The sequence below is a fragment of the Bacillus sp. OTU530 genome (genome assembly GCF_038440375.1).
In genome coordinates this window covers 1-22451 of the sequence record NZ_JASATP010000072.1, presented here as the reverse complement: position 1 = coordinate 22451, position 22451 = coordinate 1, and the positions used below count along the sequence as shown (strand labels likewise).

Below are 22451 nucleotides of genomic sequence, written 5' to 3'. Positions count from 1 at the left end.
GTACCCTATATTTGAGAACATGTTATAATAAGATGAAATACATGAGGAAACTAGAAAGCCGGAGGATTGAAATGGCACAGTATACGCCTATGATACAGCAATATTTAACAATTAAGGCAGACTATGAAGATGCCTTTTTATTTTTTCGTCTCGGAGATTTTTACGAGATGTTTTTTGGTGATGCCGTAAAGGCGGCGCATGAATTGGAAATTACCCTAACAAGCCGTGATGGCGGTGGAAGCGAGCGCATTCCAATGTGCGGGGTACCGTATCATTCCGCTAAAAATTATATAGAGCAGCTGATTGAAAAAGGATATAAGGTTGCCATTTGTGAGCAGGTAGAGGATCCGAAAACAGCTAAGGGGGTTGTGCGCCGCGAAGTTGTGCAGCTGATTACACCCGGCACGATGATGGAGGGACGCTCTCTTGATGAGAAGGAGAATAACTTTCTCGTATCGATTACAGGCTTTGAAGATGGTTCCTATGGTCTAGCGTGCAACGATTTAACAACGGGACAAAATACGGTCACGTTGCTGCGCGGTTCTATGGAGGACGTGCTGTTGGAAGTGCACGGACTTGGGGCGAAGGAGGTTGTCGTCAGCTCTTTATTTTCCGGAGATGAACTGAAGAAGTTGACCGATCTTTTGAAAATTACAATTTCCTACGAGGAAGACACATCGATTCCGGAAGGCTTGGAGCATGTCGCACAGGATCTGCCGGAAACAAAGCTCATCGAGACGGTCGGACGCTTGCTTCGTTATGTTTGGCGTACGCAAAAGCGTTCGTTGGATCATTTGCAGCCAGTAGAGATGTATCAAAGCAACCATTTTATGAAAATGGATGTGCATTCAAAGCGCAATCTCGAGCTGACGGAAACGATTCGTACGAAGGAAAAGGCGGGATCTTTGCTATGGCTGCTTGATAAAACAAAAACAGCGATGGGAGCCCGCATGCTTAAGCAATGGATGGAGCGTCCGCTCGTGCGTCAGGAGCAGATTGCGCAGCGCCACGGTATGGTTGAGACGTTTGTAAACAGCTATTTCATTCGTGAGGATTTAAAGGAAAAATTAAAAGAGGTGTATGATTTAGAGAGGCTGTCCGGAAAGGTAGCGTATGGGAATGTCAACGCAAGAGATCTTCTTCAGCTCAAGCGCTCGCTCCTGCAAGTGCCAGGGATTTTACAGCTTATGGGAGAATTGGATAATCCATATATACTTGAACTTATGCGGGGGGTTGACCCGTGTGAGGAACTGGCTGCGCTGCTTGAAAAAAGCATCCAAGAAAATCCGCCATTATCAGTGAAGGATGGGGATATCATCAAGGATGGCTATCATGAAAAGCTTGATCAATACCGATATGTTAGCAAGAACGGAAAAACGTGGATTGCTGACTTGGAAAAACGGGAACGTGAACTAACGGGCATCCGGTCACTGAAAATCGGCTATAACCGTATTTTTGGTTATTATATTGAAATTACCCGTGCCAATCTTTCTTCTCTTCCAGAGGGACGATATGAGCGTAAGCAAACACTAGCGAATGCTGAACGCTTTGTAACCGATGAGCTGAAGGAAAAAGAAGCGATGATTTTAGAAGCGGAAGAGAAAATTGTTCAATTGGAGTATGATTTATTCCTGCAGCTGCGTGAGCAGGTAAAAGCGTATATTCCAAAGCTGCAGCAGCTTGCGAAAGCAATTAGCGAGCTGGATGTGTTTCAAAGCTTTGCGACAGTGAGCGAAGAGGAACAGTTTGTAAGACCTGTGCTTAGTGCGAACCAGGAGCTTGTTCTCATTGACGGTCGTCATCCTGTCGTTGAGAAGGTGCTGGAGAAGAAAACATATGTGCCGAATGATTGCGTGATGCGTGAGGACTTGAATATGCTCCTTATTACAGGTCCGAACATGTCAGGGAAAAGCACATATATGAGGCAGCTGGCGCTGATTGCGGTCATGTCGCAAATCGGCTGCTTTGTACCAGCGAAAGAGGCAGTTCTGCCGGTCTTTGATCAAATTTTTACACGTATCGGTGCTGCGGACGACTTAATTTCGGGCCAAAGTACATTTATGGTCGAAATGCTTGAGGCAAAGCATGCAATTGCAAATGCGACGCACAGAAGCCTGATTTTATTCGATGAGATTGGGCGCGGAACATCCACGTATGATGGTATGGCATTGGCGCAGGCGATTATTGAATATATTCATCATCATATCGGGGCTAAAACATTATTTTCTACTCATTATCATGAGCTGACGATATTGGCGGATCAGTTGGACAAGCTGCAAAATGTTCATGTTTCTGCAATTGAGGAAAACGGCAAGGTCGTATTTCTTCATAAGATTAAAGAAGGGGCAGCGGATAAAAGCTACGGTATTCATGTTGCCGAGCTTGCTGGTCTTCCATCCTCGCTCATTGCACGTGCAAAGGATGTGCTCGAATCACTAGAAGGGCAGGAAGTACGTGAAAATGCACCGCCTGTTCAGCAGGAGGAATCATTGCTTGCAAAGGAAGGGCAGCTCTCCTTCTTTTCTATAAACGAACGTCCGGCTGCAGTGCAAATGAATGCTCTTTCTTCACAGGAAAAAGAGATATTGAACCGAATCCAAACAATGGATTTATTAGACATGACGCCGCTTGAAGCATTGAATGAAATGTACAAGCTGCAAAAAAAGCTAAAGAAGGGATAAAACATGGGGAAAATTCGAAAGCTTGACGAACAGCTATCCAATCTCATTGCGGCGGGCGAGGTCGTAGAACGCCCTGCTTCTGTTGTAAAAGAGCTCGTTGAAAACGCGGTCGATGCCCATAGTACAACAGTTGAGATTCACCTTGAGGAGGCAGGCTTGTCGAGTATTCGCATTCTTGATAACGGCGATGGTATAGCGGAAGATGATTGCCTATTGGCATTCGATCGTCACGCGACAAGCAAGATTCAAGACGAAAACGATTTATTTCGCATCCGTACGCTTGGCTTTCGCGGCGAGGCGCTGCCAAGCATCGCATCTGTTAGTGAATTAGAACTCATAACAAGTACGGGGGATACTGCAGGGACGCATCTCGTCATTAAAGGCGGCGAGGTGATGCGCCTTGAAAAGGCGGCAAGTCGAAAAGGAACCGATATTACGGTTCGCAATTTATTTTTTAACACACCGGCCCGTTTAAAATATATGAAAACAATTAATACCGAACTAGGCAGTATTACGGATATCGTCTATCGCCTTGCGATGTCTCATCCAGATGTCTCTTTTCGATTGTTTCATAATGAGAAAAAGCTACTGCATACGTCTGGAAATGGCGATGTTCAGCAAGTGTTAGCCGCCATTTACGGTGTAGCGGCAGCGAAAAAAATGATTCCAATTCAAGCGGAGTCGCTTGATTTTACGATAACAGGCTATATGGCACTCCCGGAACTTACGCGGGCATCACGAAATTATATTTCAACGATTGTCAACGGACGCTATGTAAAGAACTTTTCGCTAGTAAAGGCGATTCAACAAGGGTATCATACGCTGCTCCCAATCGGGCGGTATCCGATTGGTTTTTTATCAATCGAAATGGATCCGATGCTTGTAGATGTGAATGTTCACCCGGCAAAGCTTGAGGTACGCTTCAGCAAGGAGGCTGAACTTTTAAAATTGATGGAAACAGCGATTCAACAGGCGTTTCATAACCTGCAGCTGATTCCCGATGCATCTGTGACAACGAATAAAAAAATAAAACAAGAAAGTGTGCAGGAGACCTTTCAATTTGATCATGGGGCCCCTGCCGCTTCTCTTCCGACTCGTACATTTGTCAATGAGTACAAGCCGCCTGCTGCGCCTATTGTGCAGGAGGCAGCGGTAGAGAAGCAGAAATATATCCACCCTAAAGCTGCTGTACAAGAGGAGATCCAGTATGAAGCAGATGCAGAGGATACGCTTATGGCAGAGGAGCTAGAAAGAGCCGACGATGGGATGTTCGAGGAGTGTCCGCCACAAACAGGAAATGAATTGCCTCCTCTATATCCAATCGGACAAATGCACGGCACATATATTTTGGCTCAAAATGATCAAGGGTTGTATATACTCGATCAGCACGCGGCGCAGGAGAGAATCAACTATGAATATTTTCGTGAGAAGGTTGGACAGGTTGCTTCTGAGGTGCAGGAGCTGCTCGTTCCGTACCGTATAGATGTTTCATTGCCCGAGTTTTTGCGGCTTGAGGAGCAGCTGGAAGAGCTCCGGAAGGTTGGATTGTTTTTAGAGCCATTCGGCCATCAAAGCTTTCTTGTGCGCTCGCATCCGACATGGTTTCCGAAAGGACAAGAGGTTGAAGTTATTGAGGAAATGATGCAGCAGGTGCTGAAACTGAAGCGGGTTGATATCCGTAAGCTGCGGGAAGAAGCGGCGATTATGATGAGCTGTAAGGCTTCTATTAAAGCAAATCAATATATTACAAATGATGAGATTTTTGCGTTGCTTGAGGACTTGCGTAAGACAACAAACCCATATACATGTCCGCATGGCAGACCAATTCTTGTGCATCATTCAACGTATGAGCTGGAGAAGATGTTTAAAAGGGTAATGTGATAAATACTAAGAACCAATCCTTTGTTTATAGGGGATTGGTTCCATAAACTGCACAAAAATGGGCAGATGGCACAAACAACATACGGAATGGCTAATATAGCAGTGTTTTGGAATATGTATACATAATTTGTTGAAAAAAGAGGGGTTTCTATGGTCATCGATTTACAAAACATTTCGTGGGTTAGACAAGGTAAGCAAATTCTAACTGATGTTTCATGGCAAGTTAATCGCGGTGAGAACTGGTGCCTCGTCGGCTTGAACGGTTCCGGAAAGACGACGCTTTTAAATATTTTAACGGGTTATATTTGGCCATCTACTGGTTCGGTGACAGTGTTAGGACAACGGTATGGAACGGTTAAGCTGCCGGAATTCCGAAAGCGCATCGGTCTTGTCAGTTCGTCCTTGCAGCAAAGATTTTACGGTCATGAAACAGCGGAAGAGGTTGTGATGAGCGGCAAATTTGCAACGATTGGGCTTTATGACGGGGTAGAAGCAGACGATGAACAAAGGGCGCGGGAGCTGCTTGTGTTATTTGGATGTGAAAAGCTTATTGGAAGGCAATATCATACGTTTTCGCAAGGAGAGCAGCAGAAGGTATTAATCGCAAGAGCGTTAATGGCTTCCCCAGATATTTTAATCTTGGATGAGCCATGTACAGGTCTTGATTTATTGGCGCGCGAGCAGGTGCTCGCCATGATTTCTGACATCGCTTCTAAGCCCGATGCGCCGACGCTTATTTATGTAACGCATCATATTGAAGAAATCGTTCCATGCTTTACGCATACACTTCTTCTCAAGGAAGGAACGATATTTGAAACGGGTGCTACAGAACAAGTGCTGGATGCTGAGGCATTAAGCCGTTTTTTTGGCGTTCCGGTTGAGGTGCACGAACGCGAAAATAGAAAGTGGATTGTTGCAAGTCTCTAACCAAACCATGCGAAAAGCAGAATAAGCCTGCAAGATAGGGCGCTTATTCTGTTTTTTGTTTGAAGAAAGTATAGCTCCTGATATTGAACTCCCCACAGTAGATAAAAACCAATTTTTCAAATTGTTTAGCTGATATTCCACCCTTTTCAAGCATATGTTTTCTTCCATAAGTTGGCATCATTCTGTGATTTACCCTGAATTAAGATTTTAAGAGTATACCAAATAGAACAGAGTTCTTTTGGTATACTGTCCCATTAATGAAATAAAGATTCGTTTTTAAATAACGGGAGCCTGCCTGTCTGTTTATGAAATTTCATGTACCATATTGGGGAATTTATACTTTTTCTCTTCTAAAACTTCAGAAATTGGGTATAATAATCAGATGTACAACTTTATATAAAAAGAGAGTGGAGCCATATGGGAGGAATACAGCAAGAAAAGGTCGTTGTCATTATCGGACCGACAGCGGTCGGTAAGACGAAGCTAAGCATTGATATGGCAAAGGCATTCGATGGTGAGATTATAAGCGGCGATTCTATGCAGGTGTATCGAGAGATGGATATTGGCACAGCGAAGGTAACGAAAGAGGAAATGGAAGGAATTCCTCATTATATGATTGACATTCGCGACCCCGATGAACCGTTCTCGGCAGCAGAGTTTCAACAGCTTGTACGAATGCACATTCATGATATCTCAAAACGGGGTAAGTTGCCGATTATTGTAGGCGGGACAGGGCTGTACATACAGTCTGTCTTGTATGATTACCAATTTTCAGAATCACCGGGAGATGAGGCGTACCGCGAAAGCCTTGAAAGATTAGCAGAAACGGATGGAGTAGGGGCGGTATACGATATGCTAAAGCATGCTGATCCGCAAAGTGCTGAACGCATTCATCCAAACAATGTACGCCGCGTAATTCGTGCACTCGAGATTTTGCATACAACAGGAAAAACGATGAGCGAAACGTTAGAAGGGCAGCAGCAAATCTTGCTATATGACACCGCTATTGTTGGTCTGACAATGGCGCGGGACAAACTGTACAATCGCATTAATCAACGGGTCGATCTTATGATGGAGCAGGGCTTGCTCGAGGAGGTTAAATCACTGTATGATCAGGGCTTGCGTCATTGTCAATCGATTCAAGCGATTGGATATAAGGAGTTGTATACATACTTTGAAGGGATAACAACCTTAGAGGAAGCTGTAGAGGCTTTAAAAACAAACTCAAGGCGTTACGCAAAACGTCAGTTAACATGGTTCCGCAATAAAATGGATGTTACATGGTTTGACATGACAGAGGGCGAAAAAAAGGAAGAAATTTTCAGCTATGTAGAAGGAAACCTACGGTTAAAGGCGAATAATACGTAGGTAGAGAAAAAGAGGAGGATTCGACATGAAGCAATCTATCAATATCCAAGACCAATTTTTAAACCAACTCCGCAAGGATAATACGTTTGTAACGCTGTACTTGCTAAATGGATTCCAGCTTCGCGGTCTGATTAAAGGCTTCGATAACTTCACAGTGTTACTGGAAACAGATGGAAAGCAACAGCTTATTTATAAGCACGCGATTTCTACATTCATGCCGCAAAAAAATGTATCTATTGAGCTTGAATAGGATACATGTATACATAAGGAAACCCTCTTATTCAGTAAGAGGGTTTTTTTTTGCATAATCGTAATATCGTTTGAGAGAGAGCTTCGTTTTAAAGCCTACTCGCTTGATAATCTCCTGTTCGCTCACTTCTTGTTCAATGAGTCTGAGAATAAATGTATTACGGAAGTGCTGGCCGGAGATTCCTTTTCGCAATCCTGCACGCGCAACCTCCTGGCGAATCATCTTTTGTACAGCAATTTCGGTTAAGGCCTTAGGGGCATCGTTTTCATATACCCAACGGTACGTATTGCGATTAAAGTCAAATGCGACAAACAGTGGATCATCAGAATGATACTTTGGACGAACCGGTTCTGGGATGATTTTATAGTATTTGTAGAGCTGTTTTTTGTCTTGGATGGTAAGGGTAATCGTACGTGCGATACCGGAAACAGGCGGAATGGAGAGCGTGTTTGTTTCAAAATGAACATGGTGCATATTTAATGAGATGAGCTCTTGTAAAGATAATCCGTAATCAAGAAGCAACGTAATGATGCTGATGTTTCGGTCAATTAGTAAAGAACGGGCCGGCAGTTGCTTTTCCGATAAATGTTCAAGAGACGAAAGGATATTCTTCAAACGATGCTCTTCCTGTTCTGTAATAAAATCAGACGTGCGCAGTGCGCGGTCTGGTTGGATCACCATTTCCATCTCTTTCAAAGGGTTTTTCATCCCAGGATTGGATAACTGGAAAAATTGATATAATCGATTGAGAACGATGAACACGCGATGTATCGTTTTCTCGGAATAATGACGAATCGTTTTTAATTCAAAAAAGTAATTTTCGTAGTCTTTTGTACATAGAGATGCCCATATATTGTTAGAAGAAGCTTTTTCTTTTTTTTCAAGCCAGTGGATAAAGTCCTCGATATCGTACATGTAACGTTTAATGGTGGATTGCTTTCTGCCCTTACTCGTTAGGTAAGCAGCAAATGTACGAATCGTATCGAGCAATTCATCATTTTGAATTCGCTTTGTCTCCAACATCTCACCACCCATTATATTTTTTCTAAATTATAACAGAAAATGCTGCATAAATGTTGAATTGTTAGGAGAGTGCTAAAAGGTTAGGGGTGATTATATGGAACAGTCCATTCGGAAGAAAAATAATAATCAAATTAATATTGTGTTAAATACGAGAACCAAAGCGCCCGCCCCTGTTCCGCCGCCAAAGTCGATATTGACGGAACCGTCCCCAAAGCATGAAATGCTAAAGCAAATAGAGGAAGAGATGAGCAAACTCGTTGGGATGAACGAGGTCAAATCTATTATTAAGGAAATTTATGCTTGGATTTACGTGAACAAAAAGCGGCAGGAAACAGGGCTTAAGGCAGAGAAGCAAGTGCTGCATATGCTTTTTAAAGGAAATCCTGGAACAGGAAAAACGACCGTTGCGCGTATTATTGGGAAACTTCTATTTGAAATGAACGTACTATCTAAGGGGCACCTCATAGAGGCTGAGCGTGCGGATCTCGTTGGGGAATATATTGGTCATACAGCACAAAAAACGCGTGATTTAATTCGAAAGTCGCTAGGAGGCATTCTATTTATTGACGAGGCGTATTCATTGGCGAGAGGAGGAGAAAAGGATTTTGGCAAAGAGGCAATTGACACTCTCGTCAAGCATATGGAGGATAAGCAGCATGATTTTGTCCTCATATTAGCTGGGTATTCACGGGAGATGAATCATTTTCTTTCCTTAAACCCAGGGCTTCAATCCCGTTTTCCATTTATCATTGAATTTCCGGATTATACAGTCAATCAGCTGCTTGAAATTGGGAAGCAGATGTATGAAGAGAGAGAGTACCAATTGTCCAAGGAAGCGGAATGGAAGCTGCGAGATCATCTCAATGCAGTGAAATATTCTTCTGCCATTACAGCGTTTAGCAACGGGCGGTATGTGCGGAACATTGTAGAAAAGTCGGTTCGCTCCCAGGCGATGCGGCTTCTGCTCCAAGATTCGTATGATAAACATGATTTGCTGACGATCGCGGGTGCAGATTTATCGTTCGAAGAAGAAGCACATGGCTTATAAAAGGCATATTCTTTCTCACAAAGAGGCAATAAAAAAACACGAAGCCGCGGCTTCGTGTTTTAGATTTTTGTATTGCTTTTTTTAGCACGATTTTCAAGAGCAGTTTTTGGATCGCGTGATGCTTCATCCGGCGTTAGGCCCTGCGGGTTTACGCTAGTTCCTTGAACGGTGCCACGATTTTTTTGTTTTTTTCCCATTGTAATCTTCCTCTCCTAGTCGTTCTCACGTTGCTGGCGGAGCTGGTGATGGCGCTCCATTTTCTCGCTTTTCGCGCGATCTGAATCAAATGCATTGCCGGACTGTCTTACTGAGCTTTTTTGTTTTCCTTTATTAACGTGATTGGTCATAGTCTGCACCCCCTTGCTCCTATAGTATTTACACTTTGTAGGAAAAAACATCTCTAAAAATGAGGGAACTGAAAAAGTTCATTTAACATACAGACGAATAACTTCTTTATTTGTATAGTTATAAAAATTTCTTTGTTTACTCAAAGTAAGGACCTTTCCGGCAACCTTCACAAAGGAACTGCTTTCTTGGCAAGATAAGAATTTATAAAACTGGGGCATGTTTACCATAAATAGGGTTAGAGAGTCTTATTCTTCCCAGGAATTGATATGAAAATCAGCAATTTCCTCTTTATCAAGCAGTTCAGACGGGATATGCTTTGGAATGATTCCCGGAGCCATTTCTCCATCCATACCTAGGTAGTAATGCCGGATTGGCTTTAAAGTATTATCAAATTCATATACAAGCGGTATGCTTGTCGGGATATTTAAGGTGGCAATCCCATCCTCGGACATTTGATCCAGATATTGAATGATGGCTCGCAGTGTATTTCCGTGGGCTGAGATGATGGCTCTTTGTCCACCCTTTAATGCAGGTGCGATTGCTTCATCCCAGTATTTCAAAACGCGTTTTTTTGTATCCGCAAGACTTTCGGTAAGAGGAAATTCCTCTTTTTTCACATTCTTATATCTAGGATCTGAATACTGATATCTTGGATCATTTTTATCAAGTTCAGGCGGTCTAATGTTCATCGATCTTCTCCATGTATACACTTGTTTTTCCCCGTATTTTGCGGCGGTCTCTGCTTTATTTAGACCTTGCAGTGCACCGTAATGGCGTTCGTTTAATCTCCACGATTTATGGACAGGAACCCAAGCGAGATCCATTTCATGAAGAATAATCCATAAGGTGCGAATCGCTCTTTTTAAAACAGAGGTATAAGCCACGTCAAACGTATATCCATTTTTTCTTAAGATGATGCCTGCTTCTCTTGCTTCGTTTAGTCCGTTATCCGATAAGTCTACATCAGTCCAGCCGGTAAAGCGGTTTTCGAGGTTCCATAGACTTTGCCCATGGCGGATGAGTACGAGTTTGATCATAAGAATCTCCTTTTAACAGATTTTCTGAAAAGAAGTCCCCTTCCTCAAGGAATGTGAAGGGCGTAGCCCAAATGAGTAGGTGGGGGATGAATTTTCAGTAGGCGTAAGGCTATTTTTTCTCTTCTTTGTAGTTGGTTATTGAGAACCGAACGCACATTCGTTATAATGTTATTACCAATACATGGAAGTTGGTGTTGAACATGGCAACTAGGGAAGATGGAACTTATATAAAAGGAACAAAAAAATCTTTACCAGATGGTTGGATCACTTCTGGTTTTCGTTTTTCTATTGTTCCCACTGAAGAACAAGCGATACGCCTAGAACGAGCATTTGGGTGTGAGAGAAAGGTTTACAATGTATATATAGCTGGTTAGTATGAACATTTGGAAGGGATTGGATTTGCAGGTGGTTTTATTCGTTATCAGGTTCCTTCCTATACGACAATTACTGCTCAGTACGATTATTTAGATAAAAGTAATGATTCTTTTGTCTACAATGATGCGAAAATGAGGTTTCAAGAAGCGATTCAGAAATACAATGAGGAATATGCGAAAAAGCCTATGCAGTATAAAAAGTCTGTACGTAAAAAAATGAAAACCATAGGTTATATTCCTACTTTTCGAGACATCAAAGGTGTACCTAAATTCCATAGTAAAAAGCAAGGTAAGTTAAGCTACACGACAAACCAAACAAACGGAAATATAAAAATAAGACAAGAAAACGGAGAATGTTTCTTATGTATTCCAAAATTCAAAGAAGGAATTTCTATGATTCTACATCGAGATGTTCCGGAGGATGGTGTCATTAAAAAGGCAACGGTAAAGCGTGAGGGAACTCGATATATGGTCTCCTTGTCCATCGATTATCCGTTCAAGGTACCCCAACCTCAAGAGGATCTATCTCCTGATGATGTAATAGGTTTAGATTATAGTCAGGAACAACTGTATGTAGATAGCAATGGTCACATTGCCGGTTATACAAGATACCATAAGATCATGGAAAACCGACAACGGCGTATGAATCAATCCCTTGCTCGTAAGAAGAACCATGCGAAAACAGATGAAAACGGCAATATTCTATATAGTAAGAATTATCAAAAACAAGTACGTAAATACCAAAAGGTCATGGCAAAGGTAAAAAATAAAAGAAGAGATACTCTCCACAAGTTGACGAATCAGATAACCAATGATTATCAGGCTGTTGTGGTAGAAGATATCGATTTACGAAACCTGGCACAATGCTTACGTTTAGGGAAAAAGTTACATGACAACGGATTTGGGCTGTTTCGTACGATGCTAAAATATAAATGTGAAAGAAGAGGCAAACATTATCTGGTTGCTGACAAATATTTTGCATCCAGCAAAACTTGTAGTTGTTGCGGAAACAAGAAAGATACACTCACTTTGTCTGAACGGATATACAACTGTACCGAATGTGGGACAAAAACTGATAGAGATTATAATGCAGCACTTAACCTCAAGCGATACGGTACTCATGTTTTGAAGGAAATGGGCGTGTTGTCTGCATAATGTGTATCAGTTTCCAAATAGCGGTAGGAACGCCGCAAATTCAAGACTATGGACATGAACCGTTAGGTTTGTGAGTGAAGTAGTAATAAAAGAGAAAGATGTTGTTTGTCTTTCGAAGCCCCCACTTCAAGACGCGCAGCGGATAAGTGGTGGGTAGTTCACTGTGGAAGGTAATGCATAATCTCATTATGTGTAAAATCGCATATTATAATCGTGTATTGCCAGAAGTTCGTAAAGGATATGGAGAAGAAAGCGGATCTTTGCGAGTATCCACAAATCAAGGAGCGATTGAACTCGCGGGAGGAAATAACTGCTGATGGCATCCAACAACTGATGGAGAAAACATAAACAATTACAAGTAGAACATGTGCAGAAAAAAGACGACATGAGTGAAATGTCGTCTTTTTCATACATTTTTGGGAACTGACTGTTAGTTTTCAGTGCCCTTCTAAAAATAGGTTGTATCAGCTTTTGGAGCTTGTCTTAATACGGCTGATTCGTAAGTGATTTATGCGGAAGCTTCCAGTTGTACTGCACAGATAGCATCCGGCAGACAACAATGAGAACAAATAATCCGTACATACCAACCGCAGTATGAACGATGCCAGAACCAACGGCAAAGCCCGCAAGGATTGTCCAAAGCGCGTATACCTCTGCACGCAGCACGAGCGGCTTGCGCTTTGCTAAAATATCACGCAGCATGCCGCCGCCAGTTCCTGTTAAGACCGCCGCTACAATTGTCGCACTGATTGGCAGGTGTAATTGCTGTGCATACAATGCCCCTTGAATGGCAAATGCGGACAGACCAATAGCGTCAGTAATATTTTCCCAACGCTTCCAATGCTTCATAAGTTTATTTGGAAACAAGAAAATGATAGTCATAGATAAAAGTGCAATTTGAAATAAGGAATCCTGTTTCCAAAATGCATCAAGCGGGTATCCTATTAACAGGTTGCGTATCGCTCCACCGCCAAATGCTGTGGCCATGCCTAAAATATACACGCCAAACAAATCATATTCTTCTTCCATGGCAACAATAGCGCCGCTGATAGAAAAAGCGATCGTTCCGATAATCCCGAAAATTTCCCAAGTCACGTTAAAAATCCTCTCCCCTTATGTGATAAGCAACTGGATGAATAATGCCTCCTCTGCTATTATAGTAGAAGGTTGAACTTTCGAAAAGAAAGAGTGAAGATATTTTGAAAGAAAAAGCAATTTTAGTCGGTTGTCAATTGCCGCATGATGATGAAGAACGGTTTACATATTCAATGGAAGAGCTTGCTTCGCTCGCTAAAACGGCACAAGCTGAGGTGCTCGTTACGACAACGCAAAAGCGCCCAAGGTTTCACCCTGCTACATATATCGGTAAAGGAAAGCTAGAGGAGCTTGTAGCTCTTGTAGATGAACTCGAGCCGGACATCGTTATCTTTAATAACGAGTTAACACCGAGCCAAATTCGCAACCTGTCAAAGGAGTTGGATGCGAGAGTAATTGACCGGACGCAGCTGATTTTGGATATTTTCGCTCAGCGTGCGAAATCGAGAGAGGGGAAGCTGCAGGTAGAGCTTGCACAGATGCAGTATGCGCTCCCGCGTCTTGTTGGACAAGGAGAGGCACTATCCCGTCTTGGGGGCGGTATCGGGACAAGGGGTCCAGGGGAAACAAAGCTAGAAACGGATCGCCGTCATATCCGCTCGCGTATTAATGAAATTAAACAGCAGCTCGCTGTGATTGTTGAGCATCGCTCTCGTTACCGCGAACGTCGTAAACAAAACAGCACGTTTCAGATTTCGCTTGTTGGTTATACGAATGCTGGAAAATCGACGCTGTTTAACAGACTGACAGCAGCGGATACATTTGAAGAAAACCTGTTATTTGCCACACTCGATCCGACAACACGCAAAATGCAGCTGCCATGCGGCTATACGGTGCTTTTGACGGACACGGTCGGATTTATTCAGGACTTGCCGACATCGCTTGTTGCGGCATTTCGTTCTACGCTCGAGGAAGTGAATGAAGCAGATTTTGTTTTACATATTGTAGACTCGTCAGATGCGAATTATGTTGGTCATGAGCGAACAGTGCGGGAGCTGCTGCATGAACTTGAGGTAGAGAAAATTCCATCCCTTACTGTCTACAACAAAAAAGATGTGCAGCATCCATCTTTTTTACCGTCTCCGAAGGGAGAACATATTGTAATAAGTGCGTTTGAGCAACAAGATTTGGAGAGACTGCGCCATGCTATTGAACGGGATATGCTGCAGCTTATGAAGCCGTACCATGTTTCTGTTCCTGCAACGGAAGGACGCCTGCTCCATTTATTAAAGACAGATAGTGTTTTACAGGAAACGGTGTTTGATGAAGAGGAACATACATATACGTGCAAGGGATATGTATTCCCGAACTCTCCACTGAATGGACAGATTCAAAGATATACAGCAAGAAAAGGGGAAGAGAAAACGGATGTTTAATCGATTTCAGTACGGAGAGAAAATAGCTCCGATTGTAGCAAAAGTAGAGCAACAGATTGCAGCAGTACATAAAGGTATGGATGAAGTAGCCGAAAGCAATCAGTTTCGAGTGCTTGAGAGCTTTCGTCAGCATAAAATAAGTGACTCGCATTTTATTCCGACAACAGGATACGGATATGATGATATTGGACGGGATACGCTTGAACAGGTCTATGCAGACGTATTTGGCGCAGAAGCAGGGCTTGTAAGGCCGCAAATTATTTCGGGAACGCATGCTATTTCTACCGCATTATTCGGTATTTTACGTCCTGGCGATGAATTGCTGTATATTACGGGAAAACCGTATGATACGTTAGAAGAAATTGTCGGGATACGAGGAAAAGGCATTGGTTCGTTTAAAGAATTTCAAATAGGCTATCGTGCTGTCAATTTAACTGCTGAAGGAAAAGTCGATCTGCCAGCTGTCAAAGAAGCAATTGGCGAGCAGACTAAAATGATTGGTATTCAGCGCTCAAAGGGCTACGCAACTCGTCCATCATTTACGGTGACCGAAATTAAAGAGATGATTGATTTTGTAAAAAGCATTAAGCCTGACGTTATCGTATTTGTGGACAATTGCTACGGAGAGTTTGTCGAGGAGATTGAACCATGTCACGTTGGCGCGGATCTAATGGCCGGATCGCTTATTAAAAACCCTGGCGGTGGCATTGTGAAAACAGGAGGCTATATTGTTGGGAAAGCGAAGTATGTAGAGGCGTGCGCCTACCGTTTAACATCTCCAGGCATCGGAGCAGAAGCAGGTGCATCGCTGTATAGCCTGCAGGAAATGTATCAAGGCTTTTTCTTGGCGCCGCATGTGACCGCACAGGCCTTAAAGGGCGCTGTGTTTACAGCTGCATTTTTAGAGGAACTTGGAATGAATACATCACCTCGCTGGGATACGCCGCGGACTGATCTCATTCAGTCTGTTCAATTTGATGATGCAGACCGGATGATCGCGTTTTGTCAGGCTATTCAATATGCCTCGCCCATCAATTCACACTTTAAACCATATGCCAACTATATGCCGGGCTATGAGGATGATGTGATTATGGCGGCAGGAACATTTATACAAGGGGCAAGCATCGAACTATCGGCAGATGGTCCGATTCGCCCTCCATATGTAGCCTATGTCCAAGGCGGACTTACCTACTCACATGTAAAAATTGCGATTTGTTCTGCCATTGATGAACTTTTGCAAAAAGGATTGCTGCAGCTAGAGCAAACGACATAGAAGCAAGCAGGATAAAATGAAGCCAAATGCATATGATAACAGAGGGCGCGATGGGAAGAGACACGCTGTTGGAAGGTATCACAAAAAGTAACATTAATTGACATGTTACATAGCGTGTTATAAAATAAAGATATGTTATAAGGCGAAGGAGGAACCGAAGTGCACACACATGATCGGCGTTCTACTCCATTGTTTCCCATCGGTATTGTCATGAATTTGACGCAGCTGTCCGCCCGCCAGATTCGTTATTACGAAGAGCATGATTTAATTTCACCTGTCCGAACTGAGGGCAATCGTCGGCTTTTCTCATTTAATGATGTTGATAAATTGCTTGAAATCAAGGACTTGCTTGATCAAGGCTTAAACTTAGCTGGTATTAAGCAGGTGCTACAATTGAAAGAGGATACCGAGGCACAGGTACAGCCTGCTCCAGCAGTGCAGCAGGAAATACCTAAGCAATTGTCTGATGCAGAGTTGCGCAAGCTTCTTCGCGATGAGCTTCAGCAAGCAGGTCGATTTAATCGAACCTCAATGCGCCAAGGAGATATGTCTCGATTCTTTCATTAATATGGGAATTGCTATTTGTTTTACATAAAATGCTAGGGATTAGGAGGAAGGAAACGATGGCAAAGTACACAAAGGATGATATTTTTCGTATCGCAAACGAGGAAAATGTAAAGTACATACGCCTGCAATTTACAGATCTTCTAGGCATTATCAAAAATGTTGAGATTCCTGTTAGCCAGTTAGAAAAAGCATTAGGAAACAAAATGATGTTTGATGGTTCTTCAATTGAAGGATTTGTTCGTATTGAAGAGTCGGATATGTATTTATATCCAGATTTAGATACTTGGGTTATTTTCCCTTGGACTCCAGAAAAAGGAAAAGTTGCCCGTTTGATTTGTGATATTTACAATCCAGACGGTACACCATTCGAAGGTGATCCACGCAATAACTTAAAGCGCATTTTAAAGGAAATGGAAGCGCTTGGATTTACGCACTTCAACCTTGGACCAGAGCCGGAGTTCTTCCTTTTCAAGGTAGATGAAAAGGGCAACCCAACTCTAGAGCTGAATGATAACGGCGGTTATTTTGACCTTGCGCCAACAGATTTAGGCGAAAACTGCCGACGCGATATCGTGCTTGAGCTTGAAGAAATGGGATTTGAGATTGAAGCATCTCACCATGAAGTAGCGCCAGGCCAGCATGAAATTGACTTTAAATATGCTGATGCGTTAAAAGCTTGTGATGATATTCAAACATTTAAGCTTGTTGTAAAAACAATCGCTCGTAAACATGGTTTGCATGCAACGTTCATGCCGAAGCCGTTATTTGGAGTGAATGGATCCGGTATGCACTGCAACCTATCCTTATTCCGCGGCAATGAAAATGCATTCTATGATCCAAGCAGCGAATTACAATTAAGCGAAGTTGCCCGTCATTTTCTTGCTGGTATATTAAAGCATGCAACGAGCTTCACTGCGGTTACAAACCCAACAGTAAACTCGTATAAGCGACTTGTGCCTGGTTATGAAGCACCTTGCTATGTAGCTTGGTCTGCTCGCAACCGCAGTCCGTTAATTCGTATCCCTGCTTCTCGCGGTTTGAGCACGCGTGTTGAAGTGCGCAGTGTAGACCCTGCTGCAAATCCATACTTGGCAATGGCAGTATTGCTTGCTGCTGGTCTTGATGGCATTAAAAATAAAGTTGCAGTACCGGCTCCAGTAGACCGCAACATTTATGTGATGACAAAATCAGAGCGCGAAAAAGCAGGTATTGTAGACTTACCGGCTACATTGGCAGAAGCGCTCGACAACTTGAAAACAAATGAGGTTATTTGCAACGCGTTAGGACAGCATTTGCTTGAGCATTTCATTGAAGCAAAAGAAATTGAGTGGGATATGTTCCGCACACAAGTTCACCAATGGGAACGCGATCAGTATATGAGCGTATATTAAAAACGAAAAGCCTTGGCCCTACTGGGGTTGGGGCTTTTTTTATAATTTAAGCATAAATTTCTAGCCAGGGGACTATTCGACGTAGTGAGACATTCTAGGAATAAAATATAAGTATAAGTGCAACTACGCCTCTGTGTCTTCACCCAAGGGCTAGGCTCGCCATATGGATCTTGCTAATTATTTCAAGCTTAGTGCATAGGACCTTTGAGAGAGGGCAACTAAAAAAGAGACGCTATTTCCAGCGTCTCCATCTATCTATCTATCAAAAATCAGCGTAAAAGCAATCCATCAAGAAATTCAGTCTGTAAAGATGCTTCCCCGCAATCTTTACAGGTCGTTATTGTTGCGCGGGCGTTGAATACACGGAGCATTTCGAGATCACTAGGATGCCAGCTGCTACACTCATGTTGAGTATTCTTTTCACAACTAGGGCAATGTTTCTCCAAAAGTTTAACAGCGGGACTACGTTCAATTATTTTCTCCATTTTCATATTCCCCCTTTGTTTTGTAGCTCTACATTTAGATTGTACCTTATTTTAGGACATATGTGATATGTTTTTAGTAAGATTTAGTGACATAAAAAAGAAACTTCATATGTAATTGTCCACTGCTCTTTCATCTGCCATAAACATTCTATTATTTATCTTGAGCTGTTTCGTCTTAGGCTGTTCTTATCCAGCTGCCATTTATTCACATATAATAAGAATATTTAGAAAATTTATAATCTTTAGTATTTACAAAATTCGACTTAAGATGTATGATAAAGACAAGTAATACAAACGAATCAAAAACATCAGAAAAGGATGTGAGTTTAGTAAAATAGAGAAAGGCGAAATGTACAGGGATGTACATGGGAAACGGCTAACCTAACTAAGGAAAAGGTGATTCCAATGAAGTAAGTAAGGCGAAGGTTTAATTACATAGACCGGGTAGGAACCCAGACATGAGTTTTGAACAAATCTCGAGTCAAGGAGGGGTTCTCTTAAAGAGAAAAGCATGGAAAGGACTTCGAAAAAATGAATGAGGAAATAGTGTAAGCGACCTTGTCATTCCAGTATGGATAGACGAGGTCGCTTACTGTCGTTTTATCTGCTTTTTTGATCCAGTCGCTGCAAGTTTTGTTAGGGGAAGTGCTGTTATTATAATAATTCTCAGCTTCATCATCTTAAAAGAGAAAGCTTCTAAAAATACAATGATTGGCGGTGCTGTAATTACTCTCGGTGCAGTAATGCTTATCCTATAATGAACGATTTAATTAAGGAGTTCGGACCGTAAACCTTAGATATCACTATATATTAAGAAGGTTTTTGGCTGTTTTTTGCTTTTGCATTAAAAAGGGATGCAATGTATTGTAATGAGCCACATGGCGTATACTAAGAAAAAAAGGAAGAATCTAATGATAGGATGTATTATCGCAATCATTGTATTTAATATCCTAGCCTTTAAGCTAAATAAAAGGCTAACAACAAATCAAGTTGTTCATATTTGGACATTTACAATTGCGTTCCAATGCATCTTTGATTTTATGTTAGAATTTAAGTATTATGGTTATTGGTATTTTGACAAAGGGGCAGATTGGCTAGGGCTTCTTCCGCATACAGTATTGATTTCACCTGTTAACATGATGTTTTTGAATGGATATCCGTTTGAATATGGAATGAGGAAAAAGGTTGTGTATATTGTTGTCTGGACACTAGGTGTTTTAGTGTATGAAACCATCACGTTACTTCCTGAACCGTGGGGATACTTTCATTATGGGTGGTGGAGATTGTGGCACGCAGCACTAGTGGATCCTGTACTTTTTTTTATTCTGCTTAAATATTACAAATGGATATGCAAATTAGAAAGGCAAGCTTGTCAGTGAAAAAGAATGATTGATATTCAGGGATTTAAATGGTAAATTTTGTTATATAAACGCATGTGTAGAAAGAAGATGGATAATATCTGAAAAATAGAAATATTAAAATAGTTAAAAAGATTTCTTGGAATAATAAAAAAGAAGAGCTCTTGGAAGCTCTTTTAATGGATATTTCGATATACGCCAATGACTTTTCCGATAATGGAAACATGTTGTAAAATAATCGGCTGCAGTGAAGAGTTTTCTGGCTGCAGGCGGAAGTGTTCCGCTTCTTTATAGAAACGTTTTACTGTTGCTTCGTTTTCCTCTGTCATTGCTACCACAATTTCTCCGTTATTGGCGGATGTTTGCTGGCGAACGACAACGAGGTCGCCATCGAGAATTCCTGCCTCAATCATGCTGTCGCCAGCGATCTTTAACATGAAAACAGAATCGTTTTCGGGAACTAAATTGGCCGGCAATGGGAAATGCTCATCAATATTTTCAACAGCTGTAATGGGCGGACCTGCTGTTACTTTTCCGATAATCGGAACGTGTACAACGGATTTCATTACGGTGGATGGTCCATCCTCCCCTAATATTTCGATGGCGCGAGGCTTTGTTGGGTCGCGTCGAATATACCCTTTTTCTTCTAAACGCGATAAGTGACCATGTACAGTAGAACTAGAAGCAAGACCAACCGCTTGCCCAATTTCACGTACAGAAGGCGGATACCCTTTTTCTTGTACCTTTTGCTTGATGAAGTTGAGTATATCAAGCTGTCTTTTTGATAGTTTTTCCATATTTACACCTCGCTTTGTATAAGAGCTTTTTATTTCATTATAGCATGAAAAGATTGTTTTCACAAACGTAAGTTCGAACAGTTGGGTATAGTATGATATACTGTACAGAGAGGGAGAGTGAGCGGATGAGAGCAATTATTTATGCGCGCGTAAGCACAAAAAAAGAAGCGCAGGAAACATCTTTAGAGAGACAAAAAGAAGAGCTGCGGGAGCTTGCCGGTGCTTATAACATGCAAGTTGTCGGTGTGGTGGAAGAGCAAGCGAGCGGCTATGAAATAGATCGGCAAGGTATTTTGGAAGTGCTGGATACAATTAAAGAACAACGGGCAGAGGCAGTGTTAATTCAGGATGAAACGCGTCTTGGCAGAGGGAATGCAAAAATCGCACTCATGCATTGCTTGCGAAAGGAAGGCGTAATTGTGTATACGCACACACATAACGGGGAATTGCAGTTATCTGATTCGGATTCAATGGTTCTTGAAATTATCGGGATTGTCGAGGAATATCAGCGGAAGATTCATAATGCCAAAATCAAAAGAGGAATGAGACGCGCTGTCGATAATGGCTTTCGCCCAGAACGCAATTTAAAGAATCAGCATATAAACAGCGGGCGTGATAAAATAGAAGTACCGATTGAAGAGATTGTCCGCTTGCGTCGCAATGAGCTTACATTTGCGGAAATTGCGGCAACGCTGAGGGGATTCGGCCACGATGTATCCAAAGCAACGGTGCACCGTCGCTACACAGAGTATATGAAGCAGCAGCTTGATATCTCAAAATAACTAGTATAAGATGGGTACGTAGTGCTTAGAAAAGGAGAGAGGAACTATGTTAAGTCCTGAAAAAATAAGTCGCATTAATGCGTTAGCTAATAAAGCAAAAGCGGAAGGATTAACGAAGGAGGAGCAGCAAGAACAGCAGGAACTTCGTAAAGAGTATTTGCAAACCTTCCGTGGGCATATGTTAGATCAATTAAAGTCTGTAAAAGTTGTTGATGATAAAGGAAATGATATTACTCCTGGGAAATTAAAGAAGCTCAAGCAGCAAGGAAAAAGCATGTTGCACTAAAAAGAGGCGAGGAAACTCGTCTCTTTTTGCATGAGAGATTGAGAGAACCAGGCTAAAAGTGGTATTTAGTTGGTGCTTCTTGCAAGGATACTAGCCTTGAAATTACAAATAGACTGTATTTTTGGTACTGTATGAATTTCTGTAATTTTTGTTATATTTGAAAAATTATAATGTCTTTTCAATAAATATTGCCAATACATGTTGTATAATTAAGTGTGGCAAGCTATCATATAGAGTGTGTTAATTGTCTATTATTTTTGAAAGGGAGAAAACTATGTCACATTCAATTGAACAACTTTCTATCAATACAATTCGTACGCTTTCCATTGATGCGATTGAAAAATCAAACTCAGGACATCCTGGGATGCCGATGGGTGCAGCACCAATGGCGTATACATTATGGTCACAATTTATGAATCACAATCCGCGCAATCCAAAATGGTTTAACCGTGACCGTTTTGTACTTTCTGCAGGTCATGGATCCATGTTGCTATACAGCATGCTTCACCTATCTGGCTATGATGTAACGATAGATGATCTAAAAAGCTTCCGTCAATGGGGAAGCAAAACACCAGGACACCCAGAATACGATCATACTCCTGGCGTAGATTGTACAACAGGACCACTTGGACAAGGGATTGCTACAGCTGTAGGTATGGCTATGGCGGAGCGCCACTTAGCTGCAAAATATAATCGAGAAGCATACAACGTAGTAGATCATTATACATACGTAATTTGCGGAGACGGCGACTTAATGGAAGGTGTTTCTGCTGAAGCATCCTCTTTGGCGGCGCATTTAGGTTTAGGCCGTTTGGTTGTATTGTATGATTCCAATGATATTTCCTTGGATGGCGATTTAGATCGTTCCTTCTCTGAAAGTGTAAAAGGCCGTTACGAAGCATACGGCTGGCAATATATTCGTGTAGAAGACGGAATGGATGTTGCTGCG

21 protein-coding genes and 1 pseudogene are annotated in these 22451 nt (G+C 42.0%); 16 read left to right on the top strand and 6 right to left on the bottom strand.

The features are described 5' to 3' along the window. Window positions 1–71: 71 nt before the first annotated feature. The 5 genes from mutS (at window position 72) to hfq (ending at window position 7107) form a co-directional block, all read left to right on the top strand. Entirely contained in the window at window positions 72–2681 is a 2610-nt protein-coding gene (mutS, locus tag AAHB12_RS28745; RefSeq protein ID WP_342048560.1) for a DNA mismatch repair protein MutS, read from the top strand. Between the two features lie 3 nt (window positions 2682–2684). Then, window positions 2685–4562, top strand: a complete 1878-nt coding sequence (mutL, locus tag AAHB12_RS28740) for a DNA mismatch repair endonuclease MutL (protein ID WP_342048559.1) — start codon at window positions 2685–2687, stop codon at window positions 4560–4562. A 150-nt stretch (window positions 4563–4712) separates the two neighbouring features. Further along, entirely contained in the window at window positions 4713–5489 is a 777-nt protein-coding gene (locus AAHB12_RS28735; RefSeq protein WP_129726722.1) for an ABC transporter ATP-binding protein, read from the top strand. A gap of 417 nt (window positions 5490–5906) precedes the next feature. Then, window positions 5907–6857, top strand: coding sequence for a tRNA (adenosine(37)-N6)-dimethylallyltransferase MiaA (gene miaA / locus AAHB12_RS28730; protein WP_129726721.1), 951 nt, complete (start codon window positions 5907–5909; stop codon window positions 6855–6857). Between the two features lie 25 nt (window positions 6858–6882). Then, on the top strand, window positions 6883–7107 hold the full coding sequence (gene hfq / locus AAHB12_RS28725; protein ID WP_129726720.1) for an RNA chaperone Hfq: 225 nt from the start codon (window positions 6883–6885) through the stop codon (window positions 7105–7107). 27 nt (window positions 7108–7134) lie between these two features. Here hfq and AAHB12_RS28720 read toward each other — a convergent pair whose 3' ends face one another. After that, window positions 7135–8130 carry a tyrosine-type recombinase/integrase gene (locus AAHB12_RS28720; protein WP_129726719.1) on the bottom strand — a complete coding sequence of 332 codons (996 nt, stop codon included), beginning with the start codon at window positions 8128–8130 and terminating at the stop codon, window positions 7135–7137. A gap of 94 nt (window positions 8131–8224) precedes the next feature. On the opposite strand from AAHB12_RS28720, the gene spoVK reads away from it, so the two are divergent. Next, a complete protein-coding gene (spoVK, locus tag AAHB12_RS28715) occupies window positions 8225–9178 on the top strand; it encodes a stage V sporulation protein K (RefSeq protein ID WP_129726718.1) in 954 nt (317 codons plus the stop codon). A 59-nt stretch (window positions 9179–9237) separates the two neighbouring features. Here spoVK and sspL read toward each other — a convergent pair whose 3' ends face one another. From sspL to gpmA, 3 genes are all read right to left on the bottom strand, one after another. Next, window positions 9238–9375, bottom strand: a complete 138-nt coding sequence (gene sspL / locus AAHB12_RS28710) for a small, acid-soluble spore protein L (protein WP_129726717.1) — start codon at window positions 9373–9375, stop codon at window positions 9238–9240. Between the two features lie 15 nt (window positions 9376–9390). Beyond that, window positions 9391–9525 carry a hypothetical protein gene (locus tag AAHB12_RS28705; protein WP_281278873.1) on the bottom strand — a complete coding sequence of 45 codons (135 nt, stop codon included), beginning with the start codon at window positions 9523–9525 and terminating at the stop codon, window positions 9391–9393. Between the two features lie 246 nt (window positions 9526–9771). Further along, the gene (gene gpmA, locus AAHB12_RS28700; protein ID WP_342048558.1) at window positions 9772–10563 is read right to left on the bottom strand and encodes a 2,3-diphosphoglycerate-dependent phosphoglycerate mutase; all 792 of its coding nucleotides are present in this window, start codon (window positions 10561–10563) and stop codon (window positions 9772–9774) included. 200 nt (window positions 10564–10763) lie between these two features. Between gpmA and AAHB12_RS28695 the strand changes: the two genes are divergently transcribed. Together AAHB12_RS28695 and AAHB12_RS28690 are read left to right on the top strand one after the other, a co-directional pair. Next, complete coding sequence (locus AAHB12_RS28695; RefSeq protein ID WP_342048557.1) at window positions 10764–10937, top strand: helix-turn-helix domain-containing protein; 174 nt, start codon at window positions 10764–10766, stop codon at window positions 10935–10937. Window positions 10938–10946: 9 nt separating this feature from the next. After that, window positions 10947–12092 (top strand): RNA-guided endonuclease InsQ/TnpB family protein, encoded by a 1146-nt coding sequence (locus AAHB12_RS28690; protein ID WP_342048556.1) that lies wholly within the window; start codon window positions 10947–10949, stop codon window positions 12090–12092. Window positions 12093–12575: 483 nt separating this feature from the next. Here the strand turns inward: AAHB12_RS28690 and AAHB12_RS28685 are convergent, their stop codons facing one another. Further along, window positions 12576–13187, bottom strand: a complete 612-nt coding sequence (locus AAHB12_RS28685) for a trimeric intracellular cation channel family protein (protein ID WP_129731897.1) — start codon at window positions 13185–13187, stop codon at window positions 12576–12578. A gap of 101 nt (window positions 13188–13288) precedes the next feature. Here AAHB12_RS28685 and hflX point away from each other — a divergent pair, with 101 nt between their 5' ends. From hflX to AAHB12_RS28660, 5 genes are all read left to right on the top strand, one after another. Next, complete coding sequence (hflX, locus tag AAHB12_RS28680; protein ID WP_342048561.1) at window positions 13289–14563, top strand: GTPase HflX; 1275 nt, start codon at window positions 13289–13291, stop codon at window positions 14561–14563. Beyond that, window positions 14556–15836 carry a methionine gamma-lyase family protein gene (locus AAHB12_RS28675; protein WP_342048555.1) on the top strand — a complete coding sequence of 427 codons (1281 nt, stop codon included), beginning with the start codon at window positions 14556–14558 and terminating at the stop codon, window positions 15834–15836. Before hflX ends, AAHB12_RS28675 begins: the two co-directional genes overlap by 8 nt. 210 nt (window positions 15837–16046) lie before the next feature. Beyond that, window positions 16047–16403: a MerR family transcriptional regulator gene (locus AAHB12_RS28670; protein ID WP_129731901.1), complete on the top strand. Its 357-nt coding sequence runs from the start codon at window positions 16047–16049 to the stop codon at window positions 16401–16403. A gap of 56 nt (window positions 16404–16459) precedes the next feature. Then, a complete protein-coding gene (glnA, locus tag AAHB12_RS28665) occupies window positions 16460–17794 on the top strand; it encodes a type I glutamate--ammonia ligase (RefSeq protein WP_129731891.1) in 1335 nt (444 codons plus the stop codon). Window positions 17795–19190: 1396 nt separating this feature from the next. Beyond that, window positions 19191–19658 (top strand): hypothetical protein, encoded by a 468-nt coding sequence (locus tag AAHB12_RS28660; RefSeq protein WP_129731889.1) that lies wholly within the window; start codon window positions 19191–19193, stop codon window positions 19656–19658. A 155-nt stretch (window positions 19659–19813) separates the two neighbouring features. Here the strand turns inward: AAHB12_RS28660 and lexA are convergent, their stop codons facing one another. Beyond that, window positions 19814–20434 (bottom strand): transcriptional repressor LexA, encoded by a 621-nt coding sequence (lexA, locus tag AAHB12_RS28655; protein ID WP_129731887.1) that lies wholly within the window; start codon window positions 20432–20434, stop codon window positions 19814–19816. A gap of 125 nt (window positions 20435–20559) precedes the next feature. Here lexA and AAHB12_RS28650 point away from each other — a divergent pair, with 125 nt between their 5' ends. The 3 genes and pseudogenes from AAHB12_RS28650 to AAHB12_RS28640 all read left to right on the top strand — a co-directional run. After that, window positions 20560–21216, top strand: coding sequence for a YneB family resolvase-like protein (locus AAHB12_RS28650; RefSeq protein WP_129731885.1), 657 nt, complete (start codon window positions 20560–20562; stop codon window positions 21214–21216). Window positions 21217–21262: 46 nt separating this feature from the next. Then, window positions 21263–21502: a DUF896 domain-containing protein gene (locus AAHB12_RS28645; protein WP_129731883.1), complete on the top strand. Its 240-nt coding sequence runs from the start codon at window positions 21263–21265 to the stop codon at window positions 21500–21502. Between the two features lie 274 nt (window positions 21503–21776). Further along, window positions 21777–22451: pseudogene (locus tag AAHB12_RS28640) on the top strand (transketolase); the annotation flags it as partial.